The following is a 19,295-nucleotide window of genomic DNA, read 5'->3' on the forward strand; positions in this document are numbered from 1 at the left end:
ACCGGCTAAATCTCAAGGGCTTGCGCGGCGCGCTGCATCAGCGTGCCGCGTTCCAGGGTGAAGCCTGACCCGACCCACTCCTTCTCGAGATTCTTCAGCGTGGCGCCGAGCTTCGGCCCGGGCGCCGCCCCAAGTTCGGTCAGGTCGGCGCCCTTGATCGGAAACACCGGCTTTTCCCATTTCAGCGCGAAATTGAGCAGGCGCGAAAAACCGCCGGCCTCCATCATCGCCTGATTGTCCTCGACCGCGCGCGTCCGCGCGGCGGCGAGCGCCAGCCGGATGCGGTCGAGATAGCCGTCGCGATCGCCGTAATAGAGTTTCTTGGCGAGTTCGGTCTCGGTTGCCTTGGATTCCGGGACGACGGTCAGCGCCCAATGCCGCAGGCGACCCGCCTCTTCGTTCGAAAGTCGCAGCCGTTCGCCGAGCGTCTTCATACGCACCGCGTCGGGCGGGACGATCGCCTCCAGCCTCAGCATCGGATCGACGGCCCAGCCGAGATCCTTCCCGGTCCTGACCAGGCCGTGGATGGCATCGATGCCCCATTTCTCGCTTTCCGGCAGCGCGGCGGTGAGCACGCCGGCCTGACGCATCCACAGCAACGCGCGCGAGGGATCCGGTGCCGACAACAGCTTCTTCAGTTCGGACCAGACGCGTTCGGCCGAAAGCTGGGCAAGTCCTTCCTTCAGCCTGGCACAGGCCTTCAGCCCTTCCGCGTCCGGCCGGCCGTCGCCATACCAGGCAAAGAAGCGGAAGAAGCGCAGGATGCGCAGATAGTCCTCGCGGATACGCGCTTCCGCGTCGCCGATGAAACGCAGCCGCCGCGCCGCGATATCGGCGATGCCGCCGACGAGGTCCACGACGGTGCCATCTGCCTCCGCATAGAGCGCGTTGATCGTGAAATCGCGCCGCTCGGCGTCAAGCTTCCAGTCGCGGCCGAAAATCACCTTCGCGCGCCGGCCGTCGGTCTCGATATCGGCGCGCAGCGTCGTCACTTCGTAAGGCTTGCCGCCCGCCACCACGGTGATGGTGCCATGCTCGATACCGGTCGGCGCCGTCTTGAAGCCGGCCGCCTCGGCGCGGCGGATGGTCTCTTCGGGCAAGGTCGTCGCGGCGATGTCGATGTCGGCCACGGGTTGGTCGAGCAGCGTGTTGCGCACCGCGCCGCCGGCGACGCGCGCTTCCTCGCCGCCTTGCTTCAGCGCCGCCAGAAGCCGCTGCAGTTGCTCGTCGTGCAGCCAGTCGGCCTTGCCCGATAAAGTGATGTCGGCGCTCAAGCGTAGAGTCTCTCGTAAAGGGTGCGGACGATGCCGGCGGTGACGCCCCAGATGCGCTGGTCGCCATAGGGCATATCGTAAAAGAACCATTCGAGGTCGTTCCAGAAGCGGCTGTCGCGCTTGTGGTTGACGGGGTTCATCAGGAAGCCGAGCGGCACCTCGAAGGCCGCATCGACCTCGTCGGTATTGAGCGTCAGCGAAAAGCCGGGACGCACCACGGCAAGCACCGGCACGATGCGGTAGCCGCTGCCCGACACATAATCAGGCATACGCCCTATGATCTCGATATGGCCGCGATCGAGACCAATCTCCTCGAAGGTCTCGCGCAGCGCCGTGGCCTCAGGGCTCTCGTCAGTCGGGTCGATGGTGCCGCCCGGAAAAGCCACCTGGCCGGAATGGCTGCGCAGCTTCTCGGCGCGTTTGGTGAGGAGCACCATGGCGCCCTCGGCGCGGTCGATCACCGGGATCAGCACCGCGGCGTCGCGCAGCGGCTTGACGTGTTCGAGCCTTGGGTGGCCGGGATTGAAGCGATGGTCGCCGAAATCGTCGCCGGGGACGATCGCCGCCTGCGCCGCAACGCGGGCGCGAAAGTCAGGAACGGAGAACGGCGCCGGCGTCACCTGGTCCATCACGCGCTCAGCCGTTTCAGCTTCTCGGCCGGCATGATCGGATAGGCCTCGCCGCCCGAGCGGACGGCGAACATCGCCTTGCCGTCGATATCGATTTCCTCGCCATGCTCGACAAGCTCATACATCACCGGCCGCGCCACCAGCGCCTCCAGCCGTCCGCGCACCAGCACATAGGGTTTCAGGCCGCCGGTTTCGTTCTCGTCGACGAAACGCAGCGGATGGCCGGGCCCGGCGGCGACGACATCGCCGACATTGGTGCGGAAGGTGATGACCTGGTCATCGCCGCTCCCGGACACATTCATCTCGACGGCGATGAAAGGCGCGTCGGCGACACGGATGCCGACGCGCTCGACCGGCGTCACCAGATAGGTCTTGCCGTCCGCATCCTTGCGCAGCACGCTCGAAAACAGCTGCACCAGCGGCATGCGGCCGATCGGCGTGCCGAGATAAAACCAGGTTCCGTCCGCCTTGATCTCCATATCGAGGTCGCCGCAGAATTCCGGATTCCAGCGCTCGACCGGCGCCGGTCCCTTGCCTGCGCGCGCGGCCCGCGAGATCAGCGCCTCCAGGCCCCGCGCCTCGGTGGCGCCAGTCAGGCTTTGTTCGCTCAGGCTTTGTTCACGATGTTCGCTGCGTTCGGCCATGGTCACGAAATAGTCACTGTTGTCCCGATTGTCAGCCTTGTCCGCCTAAGTCTGTGATTTAAGTTCGATTAGAGGCGCCAGGCGGGGCCGAATCGCGGCATTCTGCGACATTGAGAATGCAGGCCGGTATTTCCAACCACAAGGATCGAAACGGCATGAGCGTGATGATCAAGGAAAGCCCGATCAGCGAAAAAGCGATGATCGAGGAAGTCGAAAAGGCGCTGGCCGACATCTCGAGGGTCCGTGACGGCGTCGGCCGGGTGATCTTCGGCCAGGAGGCGGTCGTCGAGCGCACGCTGGTGGCGCTGCTTGCCGGCGGCCATGCGCTGCTGGTCGGCGTGCCCGGCCTCGCCAAGACCAAGCTGGTCGAAACGCTGGGCATCGTGCTCGGCCTTGATTCGCGCCGCGTCCAGTTCACGCCCGACCTGATGCCGTCGGACATCCTCGGCTCCGAGGTGATGGAGCAGGATGAGTTCGGCAAGCGCTCCTTCCGCTTCATTTCCGGGCCAATCTTCACACAGCTGCTGATGGCGGACGAGATCAACCGCGCCTCGCCGCGCACGCAATCGGCGCTGCTGCAGGCGATGCAGGAATATCACGTCACCATCGCCGGCGCCCGCCACGACCTGCCCTCGCCTTTCCATGTGCTGGCGACGCAGAACCCGCTGGAACAGGAAGGCACCTATCCGCTCCCCGAAGCCCAGCTCGACCGCTTCCTGATGCAGGTCGACATCCTCTATCCGGAAATCGAGGCGGAGCGCCGCATCCTGCTCGAAACGACCGGCGTCGACGAGGCCAAGGCCGACAACGTGCTGCAGCCGGCCAGACTGAGGGAAATCCAGACGCTGATCCGCCGCATGCCGGTGCCCGAAAGCGTCGTCGAAGCGATCCTCAAGCTGGTGCGCTCGGCCCGGCCTGGCCAGGGCAACGCCGAAACAGACAAGCATGTCGCCTGGGGCCCGGGCCCGCGCGCCAGCCAGGCACTGACACTGTGCGCCCGTGCCCGCGCCCTATATGATGGCAGATTGGCGCCTTCGGTCGACGACGTTCGCGCCCTGGCCGAACCGGTGCTGCAGCATCGCATGGCGCTGACTTTCGCCGCCCGCGCCGAAGGCACTTCGGTGCGCGACGTGGTGGCGAAACTGGCAAAAGGCATCTGATGGGTCGAATAGGCGAGGTCCAGGCACCGGTTGCGACGCGCGACGCGCTCGCCCGTGGCCGGTTGCGGGCCTCACTGGTCCCTGATCTGCTGGTCGAGGCGCGCCGTATCGTCAACACGGTGATTGCCGGCTGGCATGGCCGCCGCAAGCGCGGCATCGGCGAGAATTTCTGGCAGTTCCGGCCCTATGTCGAAGGCGATTCCTCGCGCATCGACTGGCGCCGTTCGGCCAGGGACGACCACACCTATGTGCGCGACCGCGAATGGGAAGCGGCCCACACCGTCTGGCTATGGGCCGATCCTTCGCCTTCCATGCTCTACAAATCGGCGGGCGCCAGCGTTTCGAAGGAATCGCGCGCGCTGGTGCTGGCGCTGGCCCTGGCCGAGCTTTTGTCGCGCAGTGGCGAACGCATCGCCTGGCCGGGCCTGACCGACCCGTTCACCGCCCGCAACGGCGCCGAGCGCATCGCCGCGCAGCTGAGCCATGCCGGCGCGCTGCCCGCCAAGCCCGACCTGTCGGCCATTCGCCGCTTCTGCGACATCATCCTCGTCAGCGACTTCCTCGATTCGGTCGAGGAGACGATGGCCTGGCTCGACGTGCTCGCCCGCCACGGCGTGCGTGCGCACCTGATCGAGGTCGCCGACCCGGCTGAGGAAACCTTCCCCTATGCCGGCCGCACCGAGTTCACCGATCCCGAGACCGGCGACAAGCTGACCGCCGGCCGCGCCGAGATGCTGGCCGAGGAATATCGCTTGCTCTACAGGGCGCGCCGTGAGGAACTGGCCGCCTGGTGCAAGCGTCTCGGCTGGAGCTACACCGTCAATCACACCGACCGCCTCGCTTCCGAAGCGCTGGTGCGCGTCCATATGGCGATGACCGTGGAAGGCGGGCACGCAGCGTCAATTGCCAATCGAGCTGGAAAGGCGGTCGCATGAGCTGGCTGCCGCTCTCCTTTGGGGCGCCGATGGTTCTGTGGGGCCTCCTGGCGCTGCCGGTGATCTGGTGGCTGCTCAGGCTCACCCCGCCCAAGCCGCAGACCGAAGTGTTTCCGCCGCTGAAAATCCTCGCCCGCGTCCTGAGGCGCGAAGAGACCCCGCAGCAGAGCCCCTGGTGGCTGACGCTGCTGCGGCTGCTGATGGCGGCGCTCGTCGTCCTGGCGCTGGCCGAGCCTGTCTTCAATCCGCGCGAAAAACTGCCGGCGGAAGGCGCGGCCCTGGCGCTGGTCATCGACAATGGCTGGGCAAGCGCCGCCGATTGGGGCAAGCGGGTCGCCACCGCCGAGCGGCTGATCGGCGATGCCGGCTCGAACGGCGTGCCGGTCGTCATCGCCTTCACCGCCGAGAAGCCCAATGCCGAGATCGGTCCCTTCGATGCCTCGGCCGCGCTCGATCATCTGCGCGCCGCCAAGCCGCGACCGGTCCCGACTGACCGTCCGGCCGTCTATGCCCGCGTCGCCGCTGCGCTGGAGCGCCTGCCCGGCGCCAGCGTTGCCGTGCTGGCCGACGGACTTGCCGCCAAAGGCGACGAGGCCGCGTTCAGGACGCTGCTCGAAAAGAACGCGACGCGGCTGGTCTGGGCCACGTCCGACCGGATGTCGCTGACCGGCCTGATCGGTGCCGACAACCAGGTCGACGGCTTCGCGCTGACCGCCATCCGCGCGCCCAGCGATCCGGCGCCGGCCCAGGTCACCGCTGGCGCCTTCGATGACAAGGGCCGCCGTATCGCCGATGCGACGCTGACTTTTTCGCCCGGCGAAGCCACCGCCACGGCGACGATGACGGTGCCGTTCGAACTGCGCAACGATTTCGCCTCGATCGCGCTCGACGGCGAGCACCAGGCCGGCGCCGTGCGCGTGCTGGATGAAAGCTCGAAGCGCCGCCGCGTCGGGCTTTTGTCGCAGGCCGAGGCCGACCAGGCGCAGCCGCTTCTGTCGCCGCTCTACTATATCCGCCGCGCCTTGCAGCCCTTCGCCGACCTGGTCGAGCCGTCGAGCGCCGACCTTGCCGACGCCATTCCGCAGCTTCTCGACCAGAAGCCGGCGATGATCATCATGGCCGATGTCGGCACCATTCCCGAACAGGTCAAGCAGCGTCTGGTCGACTGGGTCGACAAGGGCGGCACGCTGGTGCGCTTTGCCGGACCGCGCCTGGCCGCCGCCGGCAATGACGACGACCTCTTGCCTGTACGGTTGCGCAGCGGCGAGCGGGCGCTTGGCGGCGCGCTGTCGTGGACGACGCCGCAGGCGGTCACGGAATTTCCGAAGAACGGTCCTTTCGCCGATCTCTCCCCGCCCTCCGAGGTGACGGTGAGCCGGCAGGTTCTGGCCGAGCCGACGCCCGACATCGTCGAGCGCACCTGGGCCACGCTTGCCGACGGCACGCCGCTGGTGACCGGCATGAAGAAAGACAAGGGCACGCTGGTGCTGTTCCATGTCACGCCGGAGGCGACATGGTCGAACCTGCCGATCTCCGGCACCTTCGTCGAGATGCTGCGGCGCGTCGTGCAGCTGTCGCGCAACCAGGGCGCGGCCGTCGCCAATGCCGAAGCCAAGGCAGTCTCGCTGGCCCCCTACCGCATGATCGGCGCCGACGGCATGCTGACGCCGCCCTCGCCGGATGCCAGGCCGCTGGTGCCCGGCGCCGGGCCGCTGCCGGTGACGCTGGAAAACCCGCCCGGCCTTTACGGCTCGGAGACCGGCGTCTTCGCGCATAATCTCCTCAACGCGTCGAGCACCTTCGCGCCGCTGGCGCGGCCGCAGGTGTCGCTGCCGGTGACCGCCATCCCGTATGCCTTCGATGAATCGGAGAACCTCAAAGGGCCGCTGGTCGCCGTTGCGCTGCTGCTGATGGCGCTCGACACTTTGGCCGTGTTCTGGATGGGCGGCCTGCTGGCGCGCCGGCCGCGCCGAACGGCCGTGGCGACCACCGCAGCCGTCCTGGTCGTGCTGGGCGGCCTCTTCGGCCACGCCGATCTTGCCCGCGCCGACGATTCCAAGCCCGGCGATGCCCAGGCGATCGAGGACATTTCGAAAACCCGCATCGCCTATGTCATCACCGGCGAGCCCGGCGTCGATTCCATCAGCCGCGCCGGCCTCGAGGGCCTGACCCGCTTCCTGATCGAGAAGACCGCGCTCGAGCCCGGTCCTCCCGCCGGCGTCGACATCGCCAAGGACGAGTTGTCCTTCTTCCCGCTGATCTATTGGCCGATCGATGCGACGGCGCCCATGCCCAGCCAGGCGGCGATCGCCCGCATCGACGCCTATATGCAGCAGGGCGGCACGGTTCTGTTCGACACGCGCGACCAGTTCTCCAATGGCATCGGCGCCGGCTCGGCGAGCCCGGCGACGGAGCGGCTGCGCGACATCCTCGCCAATCTCAACGTGCCGCCGCTGGAGCCGGTGCCGTCGGACCACGTGCTGACCAAATCCTTCTTCATCCTTCCGGAGTTCCCCGGCCGCTTCAACGGCAGCCCGCTCTGGGTCGAGGCTTCGCTGGAGGCCAGCAACACCGAGAACCGCCCGGTGCGCACCGGCGACGGCGTCTCGCCGATCATGATCACCGCCAATGATTTCGCCGGCGCCTGGGCCGTCGACGAGAACGGCGATCCGATGCTGCCGACCGTGCCGCCGGATCCGATGCAGCGCGTTTATGCCCTGCGCGCCGGCGTCAACATCATGATGTACATGCTGACCGGCAACTACAAATCCGACCAGGTGCATGTGCCCGTGCTGCTCGAACGGCTGGGGCAGTAGCTCATGAACTGGTCGATCTCCTTCGAACCGCTCGTCTCCTGGCCGCTCTTCGGCCTGCTCTTCGTGCCGTTGCTGCTGCTCGCGCTGGTCGGCCTGTGGTTCCGCCAGCGCGGCTCGGCGCTGCGCTTCATCGCGCTGCTCGCGCTGGCCGCGGCGCTGCTCAACCCGGTGTTCCTCGCCGAGGAGCGCGAGGCGCTGAAGAGCGTCGTCGCCCTCATCGTCGACCGCAGCCAGAGCCAGGACATCGGCGACCGCACCAGGCAGACCGACGAAGCGGTCGCCGGAATGCAGCAACGGCTCGCCCGCTTCAAGCAGTTCGATGTCCGTGTCGTCGATGCCGGCAAGTCGGAGGCTGCCGACGAGCGCACCGAGACCAAGCTGTTCAGCGCCCTGGAAGGCGCCTTCCGCGACGTGCCGCCGTCGCGCATCGGCGGCGCCATCATGATCACCGACGGCGAGGTGCATGACGCGCCCGCCGGCGCGCCGGAGTTCAATGCGCCGCTGCACGCGCTGATCACCGGCAACGAGCATGAGAAGGACCGCCGCATCCGCTTCGAGAACGCGCCGCGCTTCGGCCTCGTCGGCAAGCCGCTCGACATGACCTACCGCGTCATTTCGACGGAAGGCGACGGCGCTCCGGTGGACGTGCGGGTCTCGGTCAATGGCGAGCAGGTTTCGGTCGAGCATGCGACGATCGGCCTGCCGATGAAGCTCTCGGTCACCATTCCCAATGCCGGCCGCAACATCGTCCAGCTCGGCATCGACCGCGAGCCGGGTGAGTTGACCGACGCCAACAACCGGGCGATCGCGCTGGTCGACGGCATCCGCGAGAACCTGCGCGTGCTCCTGGTTTCCGGCGAGCCGCATGCCGGCGAGCGCACCTGGCGCAACCTTTTGAAGTCGGACGCGTCGGTCGATCTCGTCCACTTCACCATCCTGCGCCCGCCGGAAAAGCAGGACGGCACGCCGATCAACGAATTGTCGCTGATCGCCTTCCCGACGCGCGAGCTGTTCGTGGAGAAGATCAAGGATTTCGACCTGATCATCTTCGACCGCTACCAGCACCGCGACGTGCTGCCGATCCTCTATTACGACTACATCTCCGAATATGTCGAAAAGGGCGGCGCGCTGCTGATCGCGGCCGGTCCCGAATATGCCGGCGAGAACTCCATTGCCCGCACGCCGCTGAATGCCGCGCTGCCGGCCATGCCAACCGGCGAGGTGGTGGACAAGGCCTTCTATCCGCGCCTGACGGATCTCGGCCAGCGCCACCCCGTGACGCGCGGGCTCGACGGCTCGGCGAGCGAACCGCCGCATTGGAGCCGCTGGTTCCGCACCATCGGCGTCAAGAATCCCGAAGGCGAAGTGGTGATGAAGGGCGCCGACGACCGGCCGCTGCTCCTGCTCGACCGCAAGGGCGAAGGCCGTGTCGGCATGCTGCTGTCCGACCAAGGCTGGCTGTGGGCGCGCGGCTTCGAGGGCGGCGGGCCGCATGTCCAGCTTTATCGCCGCATCGCCCACTGGCTGATGAAGGAGCCGGAACTGGAAGAGGAACGGCTGACCGCCGACGGCCGCGGCATGATGCTTGAAATCCGCCGCCAGACGATGAGCGACGATCCAGGCCCCGCCCAGGTGATCACGCCTTCCGGCAAGGCGGTGACGGTGAAGCTGGAGAAATCCGAGCCCGGCATTTTCACCGGCAGCCTGCAGACCAGCGAGATCGGCCTTTACCAGATCGGCAATGGCGACTTGACCGCGCTTGCCCATGTCGGCCCGATCAACGCGCCGGAATTCTCGGACGTGATCTCGACCGAGGACAGGCTGAAGGCCCCTGCCGAGGCGACCGGCGGCAGTGTGCGGCGGCTTGCCCCCTCCTCCACGCTCGGCAATCTCGCCGGCGGTGTCGCCTTGCCGTCGATCGTACCGGTCCGCTCTTCGGCGGCCGCTTCCGGCGACGACTGGATCGGCTTGCGCACAACGGATGACAGCGCCCTCAAGGCCGTGTCGCGCGTGCCTTTGTTCGGCGGCTTCCTCGGCCTCGGCCTGCTGCTGCTCGCCATCGGCTCGATGTGGTATCGCGAGGGGCGGTGATCTTTCCCTTCGCCCCGTTTCACGGGGAGAAGGTGCCCGAAGGGCGGATGAGGGGCAGCGCCTGCCCATCAAAATATGGCGCCTGCCTTACCCCTCACCCTGCTCGACCGGCAAGCCGGCCTCGCTGTCCCTCTCCCCGTAAACGGGGCGAGGGAGGGAGCCCTACTCTTCCGGCTCGACGGTGAACAGCAGTGGATAGCCCTTGGCCTTGCCGGCGTCGGTCGCCCGCGTCGCCTTGGTTTCGGCGACATCCTTGGTGAACACCGCAACGACGCAGACGCCGCGTGTGTGCGCGGTGATCATGACGCGGTGCGCCTGGTCCTCACTGAGCTTGAACTCGCCCTTGAGCACGCTCACCACGAATTCGCGCGGCGTGAAATCGTCATTGACCAGGATGACCTTGTAGAGCTTCGGCCGCTCGGTCTTCGGCTGCGTCTTGACGCGGGGTTTGATGACGGTTTCGGGCATCGGAATCCACCAGCGATGAACTGGGTTTCACTTAACTTTGTCACGCGGGAACGCGCTCGTCCATTTGACTGCGCAACGGCGATGAGGCCAGGGCGATGAACTCTATGTGGGGAAGCGCTGGCTGCCGGTCAACGGCCTTGCCGCCCGGCCGTGCGCGACCTGCCGGAGGGGCCGTCGTCGACCCCCGATCCGCGCTCCAGGAGTGCGAAGAGCATCCAGGCGACAAAGCTTATGACGGTCGCGCCCGTGAGCACGATCAGGAGCCAGGATCGGGCCGGCGTGATGTAATCGAAGCTGGAGGAGATCAGCGGGGCGAAGAGCTCGGGTTCGGTCCTGCCGCTGGCGGGATCCGGCACGGGACTGGCGGTGAAGATGATCAAAGCGCGCGCCACCGCGGTGGCGATCAGACCGCCGAGGGTCAGCGAACGCATCAGGGACGAAAACCGCTTCTTCATGCGGATTGTCCTACAGCACCGGCATTGCGATCGGGTTAAGGGTTGAACTCGGTGCGGCCGAAACCTGCCGGTCTCGGGCTCCAGCCGCCAAGAAGCCGCCCCGGCCGAAATCGGCTGGAGCGGCCTTCGTCAAAAGTGATGCCGAGCTCTGGATCAGGGCTTCTTGGCAGCCGGCTTCGCAGCAGCGGGCTTCGCAGCCGGCGCCTTCTTCGGAGCCGGGCACTTGTGCTTCTTGGTCGGCTTGCAGACCTTCTTCGCCGCTACCTTCTTGGGAGCAGGCTTGGCGGTCGCGTCGGCCGCCGGAGCGGTCGTCGTCGTCGTGGTGGCGGCGGCCGGAGCAGCGGTGGTGGTGGCGGCGGCGTTGCCGAGAGCCGGCATCGAGAAGGCCAGGGCAACACCGAGGCCGAGGGCGGAGAGAAGGGACTTTTTCATGGCTTGCTTCCTTTTTTGTGCGGGTCGGTAGTTGAGCGTCACTGATCTGGGTCGACCGGTGTCACTCCAAGCAGCTTCAAAGCGTTTGCGAGCATCCGGATGCCCTGCGCCTGCTTCTTGTTGGCGCAGAACCGGTCTCCCTTTCTTTGCAGTGCCTTCGCCGCGGTGACCTGCGTTGCCGCGGCATGGTTTTCGAGGGCTTCGTCAACTTGACGGCTGAGATTGGTGCAGCGCTCCGTCCGGGTGAGCGGTGGCGCGACCTTTGCGGGACTAGAGGCACCGGCTGCTGCTGTGATGAGCGACATGCTGAGCAAAGCACCCGTCACGCTGATCCAGAACCTCTGCATTGGTCTTGCCCGTTACTCCGGAAACTTGCGTCGCAGCCATCACCTGACCGCCACGGCACCGGTTATGGCCTTTAAATTTTTCACCAGTTTTTCCCGATTGTAGAATTTTGTTTCTGGATTGTTTCTGGGGAAGCCGGCCGCGGCGCCGACAGCGGCCACTGGCCAAGATGTGGCCCGAATTCTATCGTGTGGGTGGTCGGCGAAGGGATTGCTTGGCCAACAAATGACAGGGTTCCAGTGAAATCCGACGCACACATACTGATCGTCGACGACGACAAGGGCATACGCGACCTGTTGCAGGAGTTCTTCCAGAAGCGCGGTCTGCACACCACGGTGGCAGGCGACGGCGTCGAGATGGAAGCGGTCCTGCGCCGCACGCCGGTGGACCTGATCGTTCTCGACGTGATGCTGCCCGGCAAAAGCGGGCTCGAGCTTTGCCGCGAGATCCGCGCCAACTACACCACGCCGATCATCATGCTGACCGCGGTCACCGAAACGACCGACCGCGTGGTGGGCCTCGAAATGGGCGCCGACGACTACGTGCCCAAGCCCTTCGATCCGCGCGAGCTTCTGGCCCGCATCCGCGCCGTGCTGCGCCGCAATGGCAGCGCCGAGCCGCGCCGCCCGAGCGCCAAGCAGGTCTACCGCTTCGCCGGCTGGACCATGGACTGCGCGCGACGCCGCCTGACGGCGCCTGACGACGTCCGCGTGGAACTGACGATGGCGGAGTTCAACCTGTTGCAGACCTTCGTCAAGAGCGCGCAGCGCGTGCTGACCCGCGAGCAGCTGATCGAGCTTTCCGGCGGTGACACTGGCTACAGCTTCGACCGCAGCGTCGACATTCTGGTGAGCCGGCTCCGCCGCAAGATGGAAGACGATCCGAAGATGCCGAAACTCATTCTGACCGTGCGCAGCGGCGGCTACCAGTTCCTGCCCGAGACCACGTCCGAATGAGACGCTTCCTGCCGCAGACCCTGCCTGTCTGGGTGCTGCTCATCGTCATTGCCGGCCTGATGATCAGCCAGGTCGCGACGCTTTACATCGTCGCGCGCGACCGGGCCGCCGCCAACGGCATCGTCGATCTCTACCGGTTGAACGACCGCGCCTATTCGCTGGTGCAGCTGATGCATGACGCCACGCCCGAAGAGCGCAAAGCGACCGCGTCCGGCCTGTTCAACTCGACCTATGCGCTGACGGTTTCGGACACGCCGGCCGTCACCTCTTCGATCGCCGGCGACGACGAATTGGCCGAGCTGGAGGACATACTGGTCGGCCGCCTGTCGAAATTCGGCATCACCGACGCGCGCGTGCGGCGTGATCCGGCTACCCAGGAGTCCGACGTTCCGGACGGCGAGGCGATGAACAGGGATGTCGGCCAGGTCGAGCGCGACCTGTTGGTGCTGGCCGCGGATTTCGCCCAGAGCGACAAGCTGACGGCGTCGCTGCGCTTTTCCGATGGCCAGTGGTTGAATTTCACCGAGCCGATCACGCCGCCTGGGCCGATCCTCAGCCTCGACAGCCTGCCGCTCTATTCGCTGATCGCCGGGCTGGTCGTCATCATGTCGATCTGGTCGCTGCGCCGGTTGACCGCGCCCTACCGGATGATGGAAACGGCGGTCAAGCGCATCGGCAACGACCTCAAAAGCCCGCCGATCGCCGAAACCGGCAGCCGCGAGATCCGCGCCGCGGCAAAGGCGATCAACGCCATGCAAGGCAGGCTGCGCGACTATGTCGAGGACCGCGAGCACCTTGCCGCCGCACTGGCACATGATCTGCGCACGCCTCTGACGCGGATGCGCCTGCGCCTCGAACTGTTGCGCAGGTCGCAGGCGCGCGAGGCGCTCGCGCACGACCTCGCCGACATCGAAAGCATCGCGAGCTCCGTGATCGACTTCGCCAAATTCGAGGTGACGGAGGAAAAGGACGAGCGGATCGATTTCTGGTCGCTGGTGGAGTCGGTCGCCGACGGCTTTGAGGATGCATCTTTCGAAGACGATGCGACGCCCTCGCGCGGCCTGATCTGCGTCGCGCGCCCGGTGGCGCTGCGCCGCTGCATCACCAATCTCGTCCAGAACGCCGTGACCTACGGCAAGAAGGCGCATCTCAACGTCAGGAGAGCCGGCGATATCATCACGCTGTCGATACGCGACGAGGGCCCGGGCATCCCACAGGCCAAGCTCGATTCGGTGTTCGGCTCCTTCGTGCGGCTGGAGGAATCGCGCAACCGCACGACCGGCGGCCTCGGCCTTGGGCTGACCATCGCCCGCAACATCGCCCGCGGCGCCGGCGGCGAGGTCAATCTTTCCAATTATCCCGGCGGCGGCCTGCTGACGGAGCTGCGGCTGCCGGTGGCAGCTTGAGTCAGCAGGCGGCTGCCTGGCCTCGCTCGACCACTGGATCGGCTGCCTCTTCCTTGTGATAGTGCGGCCGCTCCGGCATGAGGAAACCCGCACCATGTTTTACGCCATCCTTGCCTACCACGTCGAAGACACTGTCCAGTCCTGGTCTCCGGACGAGGACGCGGCGCTGATGGAGGACCTGCTCGAGGTCAACACCAGGCTGACCCGGGAGGGCAAGCTTGGGCCTGCGGCAAGGCTTGGCCCCACGGCGGAAGCGGTGACGTTGCGTGGCCCGGCCGACGCCATGGTGATCGACGGCCCGTTTGCGGAGACCAAGGAGCAGTTGCTGGGCCTCTATGTGCTTAACTGCGCGAGCCTGGACGAGGCGATCGTCGCCGCGCGCGACCTCAAACGCGTCAACCCCACCGCCGTATACGAGATCCGGCCGATCATGCTTTTTAGGCCCGGCGCTGCGCTGCCGGCCAGTTGAGACGACCGCGGCGACGCGCTTCACAACGGTGTCGCGGCCGCCTCGATCCCTCGTCCCAGCCGAAGCGTCTCACACACCAGAAGATCGAGATCGTCGCGCCGCGTGCGGTGATTGGCGATCGCCACCCTGAGGCAGTGCCGGCCGTGCACGGTGGTGTCGGACAGAGCCGCGATGCCTTCTTCCTGCAGCCGCAGCATGATCTCGGTGTTGAACGCCTTGAGCCGGTCCTCCGATGCGCCCGCCAGCCGATGGCGAAAGGAAACGATATTGATCGTGGTCGGCGCCATCAGTTCGAGCGTCGGCTCGGCCTCAATCAGCCCGGTGAGGTAGCGGGCCTGGGCGATATTCTGGTCGATCAGCCGGCCGAACTTTTCGACGCCATGCTCCTTGAGCGCCATCCAGATTTTGAGCGCGCGGAAGCCGCGCGACGTTTGCAGCCCGTAATCGAACAGCCATTCTCCGGAGGCAAGGCCGCGCGGCGCCGATTCCAGATATTCCGGCGTGACCGCAAAAGTGTTGCGATGCTGGGATGCGTCCCGCACCAGCGCGCAACCGGCCTCGAACGGCGCATGCAGCCATTTGTGCGGATCGAGCGCCATCGAATCCGCCTGCTCGATGCCGGCGACGAGCGACCTGTTCTCAGGCGCAATCGCAATCAGCGCCCCGATGCAGCCATCGACATGGAACCAGAGGCCTTCCTCGGCCGCCAGCACAGCCAACGCCTGAAGATCGTCGACGGCACCGGTGTTGACCGTCCCGGCGGTGCCGATCACGCAGGCCGGCTTGAAGCCCGCCTCTCGATCCTCGGCGATTGCCGCCCTGAGCGCGGCGATATCGATGCGCAGGCCCGCATCGGTCGGGATCCGCCGCAGCGCCCGGTTGCCGAGGCCAAGCGCCTCCATGCCCTTGCGGTGGCAGGAATGGGCCTGGTCCGAGGCATAGTACCGCAACGGCTTCGGCATGGCGCCGACGCCACGCTCGCGCACGTCGACGCCTGCCTTGACGTTGCGCGCCACCGTCAGCCCGATGATGTTGGCCATCGAGCCGCCGCTGACCAGCGTGCCGCTGGCCGAGGCAGGAAAGCCGACCATCTCCTTCAACCAATTGACCACCTGGCTGTCCATCAGCCCGGCGGCATGGTTGCCGCCGCCGAGATTGGAGCCCTGGATCGCCGCCAGGAAATCGCCGAGCGCGCCGGTGAAATTGCTCGAGCCCATGTACCAGGCCCAGAAGCGCGGATGGATGTTGCCCATCGGATAGGCCATGACGTTACGGGCGACATCGTCATAGACGGCGCTCACCGGCGCCGGCGAGCGCGGCATCGGCGAGTTGAAGAATTCGCGCACTTCGGCCGGCATCTCGCGCCAGGCCGGACGCTCGCGGACATCTCTGAGATAGGCGATGGCGTCGTCGACGATCCGGTGCGACAGCGCTCCCGCATCGGTCCAGTCCGGCGGGTCGAGCGTTTCGTCCGCGATCATCGATTCCCGAAAACTGTCCATCCGTATCTCCCGCCGGCATGTGGGCGATCATGCGCAAAAAATGGCGACGTCGCCGGTCGAACGGCGGCGTCGCGGTATCTATCTTCAGGCCTCGAACTGGCAGCTCGGCGTCGAACGCGACAGCGCGGTTTCCTCGGCGTCCATCTCGGCCTCGATGCCGTCGAAGAGCGGCGTCGACATGTAGCGCTCGCCGGTGTCGGGCAGCATGCACAGGATCACCGAGCCGGCCGGCGCGGTGCCGGCGATCTGGCGCGCCACGGCGAAGGTGGCGCCGCCTGAGATGCCGGTGAAGATGCCTTCCTGCTGCGCCAGCGCCTTCGCCCATTTGATGCCTTCGGGACCGGGGATCGGCACCACCTGATCGTAATAGCGCTGGTCGATCGCCTCCTGCAGCACATTGGGGATGAAGTCCGGCGTCCAGCCCTGGATCGGATGCGGCTCGAAGGCCGGATGGCTGGCGGCCGGCGCGCCGCCGGCGCCGCGCTCCTGGTGTTTGCCGCTGCCGATCAGCTGCGCATTGGCCGGCTCTGCGAGCACGATCTTGACCTCCGGCCGTTCGCGACGCAGCACGCGGCCGACGCCCGCGACAGTGCCGCCCGTGCCGTAGCCGGTGATCAGATAGTCGAGACGCGACCCGGCGAAATCATTGACGATCTCGCGGCCGGTTGTCGCCTCGTGGATGGCGGCATTGGCCTCGGTCTCGAACTGGCGCGCCAGGAACCAGCCATTGGCCTCGGCAAGCTCGACTGCCTTCTTGTACATGCCGAAGCCCTTCTGGGCGCGCGGCGTCAACACCACCTTGGCGCCCAGCATGCGCATCAGCTTGCGGCGCTCGACGGAAAAGCTGTCGGCCATCGTCACCACCAGCGGGTAACCCTTCTGCGCGCAGACCATGGCAAGGCCGATGCCGGTGTTGCCGCTCGTCGCTTCGACCACGGTCTGGCCGGGCTTCAATTGGCCGCTGCGCTCGCCCTCTTCGATGATATTGAGCGCCAGCCGGTCCTTGACCGAGGCCGCCGGGTTGAAGAACTCGGCCTTCACATAGATCGTCGCATGGCCCGGACCGAGATTGTTGATGCGAATGACCGGCGTGTCGCCGACCGTGTCGAGAATGCTGTCGAACAGCCGGCCGCGACCGGCCGTGGTTCTGATTTTCAATTGCTGCAGCATGGGCTTTCTCCTCGATATCTCACGCGCCGGTTACAGACCGGCGGCTCGGGCGGCGCGGTTTCGACACCTTGCCGCGTTAGTTGCATGTGACTTGCCGGCAAATCGGTAAAGGCCGCGTCCGGCGCGAGAGTTCGCCGCCGGATGCGCCCTGTCGTGTTTGGTGATAGAACATGGACCAACTGGTCAGCGTGGGAGCGAGCGTGGAAACGGACGTGGAATCCGTCCGATCGGCCCTGAAAGGCGATGCCGCCGGCCTGTCGATCCGGCTGCTCGGCCCGCTGGCGATTGTGCGCCACGACGTTCCGGTCGCGCTGCCCTCGTCGCGCAAATTGCGCGCGCTGCTAGCGTATCTGGCGCTGGCGCCCCACCCCGTCAGCCGCAGCCGGCTCTGCGAGCTTCTCTGGGACGTGCCTAACGACCCGCGCGGCGAGCTGCGTTGGTGCCTGAGCAAGCTGCGCGCCGCGCTCGACGAGCCGGGCCTTCACCGAATCGAGACCGAAGGCGATACCGTGGCGCTGCGCCTTGGCGGTACCAGCGTCGATGCCATCGAAGCCGCCGCCGCCGTGGCGGAAGGGATAGAGACGCTCGGCCTCGAGCGTCTGCGGGCGCTTGCGCAACTGTTCGCCGGCGATTTTCTCGATGGGCTGGAGGTCGATCGCAGCCCGCATTTCGGCAGCTGGCTGACGGCGCAGCGCCGCCGTTTCAGCGCATGCCATGTCGCCGTCCTTGAGCACATCATCGGCCTTGTCCCGCAGGGAGCCGACGAAGCCGGCGCCTATATCGACAAATGGCTGGAGCTCGCGCCGTTCGACGGGCGCGCCCATGTGGCGCTGCTGGAGAACCTCGCCAGGCGCGGACAGATCGGCGCCGGCGAGGAGCATCTTGCCACCGCCGCGGAGCTGTTCCACTCCGAAGAACTGGACTTCACGCCGCTGCGCGAGGCGTGGCAGGAGATAAGGGCCCGGCACGCCACTGCAACGCCATGCGCGCGATCCGGGCCGGCCTTTCCGATTCCGGAACCGCCGGTCACCACGCTCGAATCCGATGCGGTTGCGACACGCCGGGCTTCGCTCGCCGTGATGCCGTTTGCGGAAAGCGCGGGTACGAGCGGCTTCCGCGGCGGGCTGGCCGATGGCCTTACCCACGACATCATCACGCGGCTTGCCAAGCTTCGCGATTTCTTCGTCATCGCCCGCGGCTCGGTCTTCGCGCTCGCCGAGAAGAACATCGCGCCGGACGACGCCGGACGCAGGCTGAATGTCGACTATGTCGCGACGGGCTCGGTGCGCAGCCAACCGGGCCGGGTCGTCGTTTCGGTCGAACTTGTCGAGGTGCGCACGGCACGGATCGTCTGGGCCGAGACCTTCGAGCACAAGCCCGACGACATTTTCATCGTCATCGACGATATCGGCAACAGCATCGTGTCCTCGATCGCCGCCGAGATCGCGACCGTCGAGCGCAACCGCGCGCTGTTGAAAGCGCCCAACTCGCTCAATGCCTGGGAGGCCTACCATCGCGGCCTCTGGCACATGTATCGCTTCACCCGTCAGGAAAACGAACTGGCGCAGCATTTCTTCGGCGAGGCGCTGAAGCTCGATCCCACTTTCGCGCGCGCCTATGCCGGCATGTCCTTCACCCACTGGCAGAATGCCTTCCAGCGCTGGGGCGACCGCGACCTCGAGACCGCGCTTGCCTTCGAAAGCGCCGGGCAGAGCCTGCTGGTCGACGACCGCAACCCTGCCGCCCATTGGGCGATGGGCCGCGCCTTGTGGCTGCGCGGCGAACAGGATGGTTCCTTGCTGGAGCTGGCGAACGCCGTCGACCTCAGCCCAAACTTCGCGCTCGGCCACTACGCGCTGTCCTTCGTCCATTCGCAGTCGGGCGATCCGCAATCGGCGATCGGCTCGTCCGACCACTCGCGCCATCTCAGCCCCTTCGATCCGCTGCTGTTCGGCATGATGGGCGCGCGCGCCATGGCGCATGCAAGGCTGGGCGAATTCGAAGCGGCCGCCGAATGGGCGCTCAAGGCCGCAGCGCGCCCAAACGCCCATGTCATCATCCTGGCGATCGCCGCGCATTGCCTGGCGCTGGCCGGCCGGCAGGACGAGGCGCGAACCTTCGCCGCCGCGATCCGCAACACGTTGCCGAACTATCGCGCCGACGATTTCATCGCCACCTTCCGCTTCGACCGGGATGGAGAAGCTCTGTTCCGGAACGGCTCGAAGCTGATCGGATTGAATTGAATCCGGCTAGTGGCACTGCACAGGGATTTCACCCGGTCGGCTCGGTTTGCGTTGGTAGGCGGCATGCCTTGGAGATTGGCCGAAACGCCCATCGCGATCGTCATTCCAGGGCGGAGCAGGAGCGAAGCTCCGTCGCGAAGACCCTAGAATCCATGCCGTTACCTTCGCCAAGGCGTGCAACGGAGCAGAATTCTGCACCGCAGCAGCGCTTCCAAGTCACGGCATGGCAACTGTGTTCATGCGAATGCGATTTTGTCCCTGATGATGGCGTTGAGGACGACCAGGAGCTTCCTTGCGACG

The 19,295-nt window shown here is 66.3% G+C and carries 18 protein-coding genes; 9 read left to right on the forward strand and 9 right to left on the reverse strand.

Annotation, left to right across the window (positions count from 1 at the left end):
• Positions 1–5 precede the first annotated feature (5 nt).
• The 3 genes from KVT37_RS18910 to KVT37_RS18920 are packed head-to-tail and all read right to left on the reverse strand — an operon-like array spanning position 6 to position 2,547.
• Positions 6–1,274 carry a CCA tRNA nucleotidyltransferase gene (locus tag KVT37_RS18910; RefSeq protein ID WP_254634115.1) on the reverse strand — a complete coding sequence of 423 codons (1,269 nt, stop codon included), beginning with the start codon at positions 1,272–1,274 and terminating at the stop codon, positions 6–8.
• Entirely contained in the window at positions 1,271–1,903 is a 633-nt protein-coding gene (locus KVT37_RS18915; protein WP_217575800.1) for a CoA pyrophosphatase, read from the reverse strand. The genes KVT37_RS18910 and KVT37_RS18915 overlap by 4 nt, the downstream gene beginning before the upstream one ends.
• Positions 1,903–2,547 (reverse strand): DUF1285 domain-containing protein, encoded by a 645-nt coding sequence (locus KVT37_RS18920; RefSeq protein WP_217575840.1) that lies wholly within the window; start codon positions 2,545–2,547, stop codon positions 1,903–1,905. The genes KVT37_RS18915 and KVT37_RS18920 overlap by 1 nt, the downstream gene beginning before the upstream one ends.
• 155 nt (positions 2,548–2,702) lie before the next feature.
• Between KVT37_RS18920 and KVT37_RS18925 the strand changes: the two genes are divergently transcribed.
• From KVT37_RS18925 to KVT37_RS18940, 4 genes are read left to right on the forward strand one after another with little or no spacing between them, the layout of a single operon-like run.
• Positions 2,703–3,707: a MoxR family ATPase gene (locus tag KVT37_RS18925; protein ID WP_217575802.1), complete on the forward strand. Its 1,005-nt coding sequence runs from the start codon at positions 2,703–2,705 to the stop codon at positions 3,705–3,707.
• A complete protein-coding gene (locus KVT37_RS18930) occupies positions 3,707–4,642 on the forward strand; it encodes a DUF58 domain-containing protein (protein ID WP_217575804.1) in 936 nt (311 codons plus the stop codon). Before KVT37_RS18925 ends, KVT37_RS18930 begins: the two co-directional genes overlap by 1 nt.
• Positions 4,639–7,458: a DUF4159 domain-containing protein gene (locus KVT37_RS18935; protein WP_217575806.1), complete on the forward strand. Its 2,820-nt coding sequence runs from the start codon at positions 4,639–4,641 to the stop codon at positions 7,456–7,458. The genes KVT37_RS18930 and KVT37_RS18935 overlap by 4 nt, the downstream gene beginning before the upstream one ends.
• Positions 7,459–7,461: 3 nt before the next feature.
• The gene (locus KVT37_RS18940) at positions 7,462–9,549 is read left to right on the forward strand and encodes a hypothetical protein (protein ID WP_217575808.1); all 2,088 of its coding nucleotides are present in this window, start codon (positions 7,462–7,464) and stop codon (positions 9,547–9,549) included.
• Positions 9,550–9,711: 162 nt separating this feature from the next.
• Here KVT37_RS18940 and clpS read toward each other — a convergent pair whose 3' ends face one another.
• The 4 genes from clpS to KVT37_RS18960 form a co-directional block, all read right to left on the reverse strand.
• A complete protein-coding gene (clpS, locus tag KVT37_RS18945) occupies positions 9,712–10,017 on the reverse strand; it encodes an ATP-dependent Clp protease adapter ClpS (protein ID WP_217575810.1) in 306 nt (101 codons plus the stop codon).
• 128 nt (positions 10,018–10,145) lie between these two features.
• Positions 10,146–10,472: a hypothetical protein gene (locus KVT37_RS18950; RefSeq protein WP_254634116.1), complete on the reverse strand. Its 327-nt coding sequence runs from the start codon at positions 10,470–10,472 to the stop codon at positions 10,146–10,148.
• 153 nt (positions 10,473–10,625) lie between these two features.
• Positions 10,626–10,904: a hypothetical protein gene (locus KVT37_RS18955; RefSeq protein WP_112099404.1), complete on the reverse strand. Its 279-nt coding sequence runs from the start codon at positions 10,902–10,904 to the stop codon at positions 10,626–10,628.
• A gap of 38 nt (positions 10,905–10,942) precedes the next feature.
• Positions 10,943–11,251: a hypothetical protein gene (locus tag KVT37_RS18960; RefSeq protein WP_217575812.1), complete on the reverse strand. Its 309-nt coding sequence runs from the start codon at positions 11,249–11,251 to the stop codon at positions 10,943–10,945.
• On the opposite strand from KVT37_RS18960, the gene KVT37_RS18965 reads away from it, so the two are divergent.
• From KVT37_RS18965 to KVT37_RS18980, 4 genes are all read left to right on the forward strand, one after another.
• A complete protein-coding gene (locus tag KVT37_RS18965; RefSeq protein ID WP_217575845.1) occupies positions 11,199–11,354 on the forward strand; it encodes a hypothetical protein in 156 nt (51 codons plus the stop codon). The genes KVT37_RS18960 and KVT37_RS18965 overlap by 53 nt on opposite strands.
• Positions 11,355–11,488: 134 nt before the next feature.
• On the forward strand, positions 11,489–12,205 hold the full coding sequence (locus tag KVT37_RS18970; protein ID WP_217575814.1) for a response regulator: 717 nt from the start codon (positions 11,489–11,491) through the stop codon (positions 12,203–12,205).
• Positions 12,202–13,611, forward strand: coding sequence for an ATP-binding protein (locus tag KVT37_RS18975; RefSeq protein WP_217575816.1), 1,410 nt, complete (start codon positions 12,202–12,204; stop codon positions 13,609–13,611). The genes KVT37_RS18970 and KVT37_RS18975 overlap by 4 nt, the downstream gene beginning before the upstream one ends.
• 94 nt (positions 13,612–13,705) lie before the next feature.
• Positions 13,706–14,080: a YciI family protein gene (locus KVT37_RS18980; protein ID WP_217575818.1), complete on the forward strand. Its 375-nt coding sequence runs from the start codon at positions 13,706–13,708 to the stop codon at positions 14,078–14,080.
• Between the two features lie 20 nt (positions 14,081–14,100).
• On the opposite strand, the gene KVT37_RS18985 is transcribed toward KVT37_RS18980, so the two are convergent.
• Positions 14,101–15,582, reverse strand: coding sequence for an aspartate aminotransferase family protein (locus KVT37_RS18985; RefSeq protein ID WP_217575820.1), 1,482 nt, complete (start codon positions 15,580–15,582; stop codon positions 14,101–14,103).
• 84 nt (positions 15,583–15,666) lie between these two features.
• The gene (locus tag KVT37_RS18990; protein ID WP_217575822.1) at positions 15,667–16,752 is read right to left on the reverse strand and encodes a PLP-dependent cysteine synthase family protein; all 1,086 of its coding nucleotides are present in this window, start codon (positions 16,750–16,752) and stop codon (positions 15,667–15,669) included.
• 170 nt (positions 16,753–16,922) lie between these two features.
• Here KVT37_RS18990 and KVT37_RS18995 point away from each other — a divergent pair, with 170 nt between their 5' ends.
• The gene (locus KVT37_RS18995; protein WP_217575824.1) at positions 16,923–18,995 is read left to right on the forward strand and encodes a transcriptional regulator; all 2,073 of its coding nucleotides are present in this window, start codon (positions 16,923–16,925) and stop codon (positions 18,993–18,995) included.
• Positions 18,996–19,295 lie beyond the last annotated feature (300 nt).

This window comes from Mesorhizobium sp. GbtcB19 (assembly GCF_019091085.1).
Taxonomy (GTDB): Bacteria; Pseudomonadota; Alphaproteobacteria; order Rhizobiales; family Rhizobiaceae; genus Mesorhizobium.

What these genes read in the sequence shown, in the direction of transcription:
- KVT37_RS18985 (WP_217575820.1), bottom strand. Translation starts at nt 15,582, where the DNA reads ATGGACAGTTTTCGGGAATCGATGATCGCGGACGAAACGCTCGACCCG.
- KVT37_RS18920 (WP_217575840.1), bottom strand. Translation starts at nt 2,547, where the DNA reads ATGGCCGAACGCAGCGAACATCGTGAACAAAGCCTGAGCGAACAAAGC.
- KVT37_RS18990 (WP_217575822.1), bottom strand. Translation starts at nt 16,752, where the DNA reads ATGCTGCAGCAATTGAAAATCAGAACCACGGCCGGTCGCGGCCGGCTG.
- KVT37_RS18995 (WP_217575824.1), top strand. Translation starts at nt 16,923, where the DNA reads ATGGACCAACTGGTCAGCGTGGGAGCGAGCGTGGAAACGGACGTGGAA.
- KVT37_RS18915 (WP_217575800.1), bottom strand. Translation starts at nt 1,903, where the DNA reads ATGGACCAGGTGACGCCGGCGCCGTTCTCCGTTCCTGACTTTCGCGCC.
- KVT37_RS18965 (WP_217575845.1), top strand. Translation starts at nt 11,199, where the DNA reads ATGAGCGACATGCTGAGCAAAGCACCCGTCACGCTGATCCAGAACCTC.
- KVT37_RS18935 (WP_217575806.1), top strand. Translation starts at nt 4,639, where the DNA reads ATGAGCTGGCTGCCGCTCTCCTTTGGGGCGCCGATGGTTCTGTGGGGC.
- KVT37_RS18975 (WP_217575816.1), top strand. Translation starts at nt 12,202, where the DNA reads ATGAGACGCTTCCTGCCGCAGACCCTGCCTGTCTGGGTGCTGCTCATC.
- clpS (WP_217575810.1), bottom strand. Translation starts at nt 10,017, where the DNA reads ATGCCCGAAACCGTCATCAAACCCCGCGTCAAGACGCAGCCGAAGACC.
- KVT37_RS18980 (WP_217575818.1), top strand. Translation starts at nt 13,706, where the DNA reads ATGTTTTACGCCATCCTTGCCTACCACGTCGAAGACACTGTCCAGTCC.
- KVT37_RS18940 (WP_217575808.1), top strand. Translation starts at nt 7,462, where the DNA reads ATGAACTGGTCGATCTCCTTCGAACCGCTCGTCTCCTGGCCGCTCTTC.
- KVT37_RS18930 (WP_217575804.1), top strand. Translation starts at nt 3,707, where the DNA reads ATGGGTCGAATAGGCGAGGTCCAGGCACCGGTTGCGACGCGCGACGCG.
- KVT37_RS18950 (WP_254634116.1), bottom strand. Translation starts at nt 10,472, where the DNA reads ATGAAGAAGCGGTTTTCGTCCCTGATGCGTTCGCTGACCCTCGGCGGT.
- KVT37_RS18925 (WP_217575802.1), top strand. Translation starts at nt 2,703, where the DNA reads ATGAGCGTGATGATCAAGGAAAGCCCGATCAGCGAAAAAGCGATGATC.
- KVT37_RS18955 (WP_112099404.1), bottom strand. Translation starts at nt 10,904, where the DNA reads ATGAAAAAGTCCCTTCTCTCCGCCCTCGGCCTCGGTGTTGCCCTGGCC.
- KVT37_RS18960 (WP_217575812.1), bottom strand. Translation starts at nt 11,251, where the DNA reads ATGCAGAGGTTCTGGATCAGCGTGACGGGTGCTTTGCTCAGCATGTCG.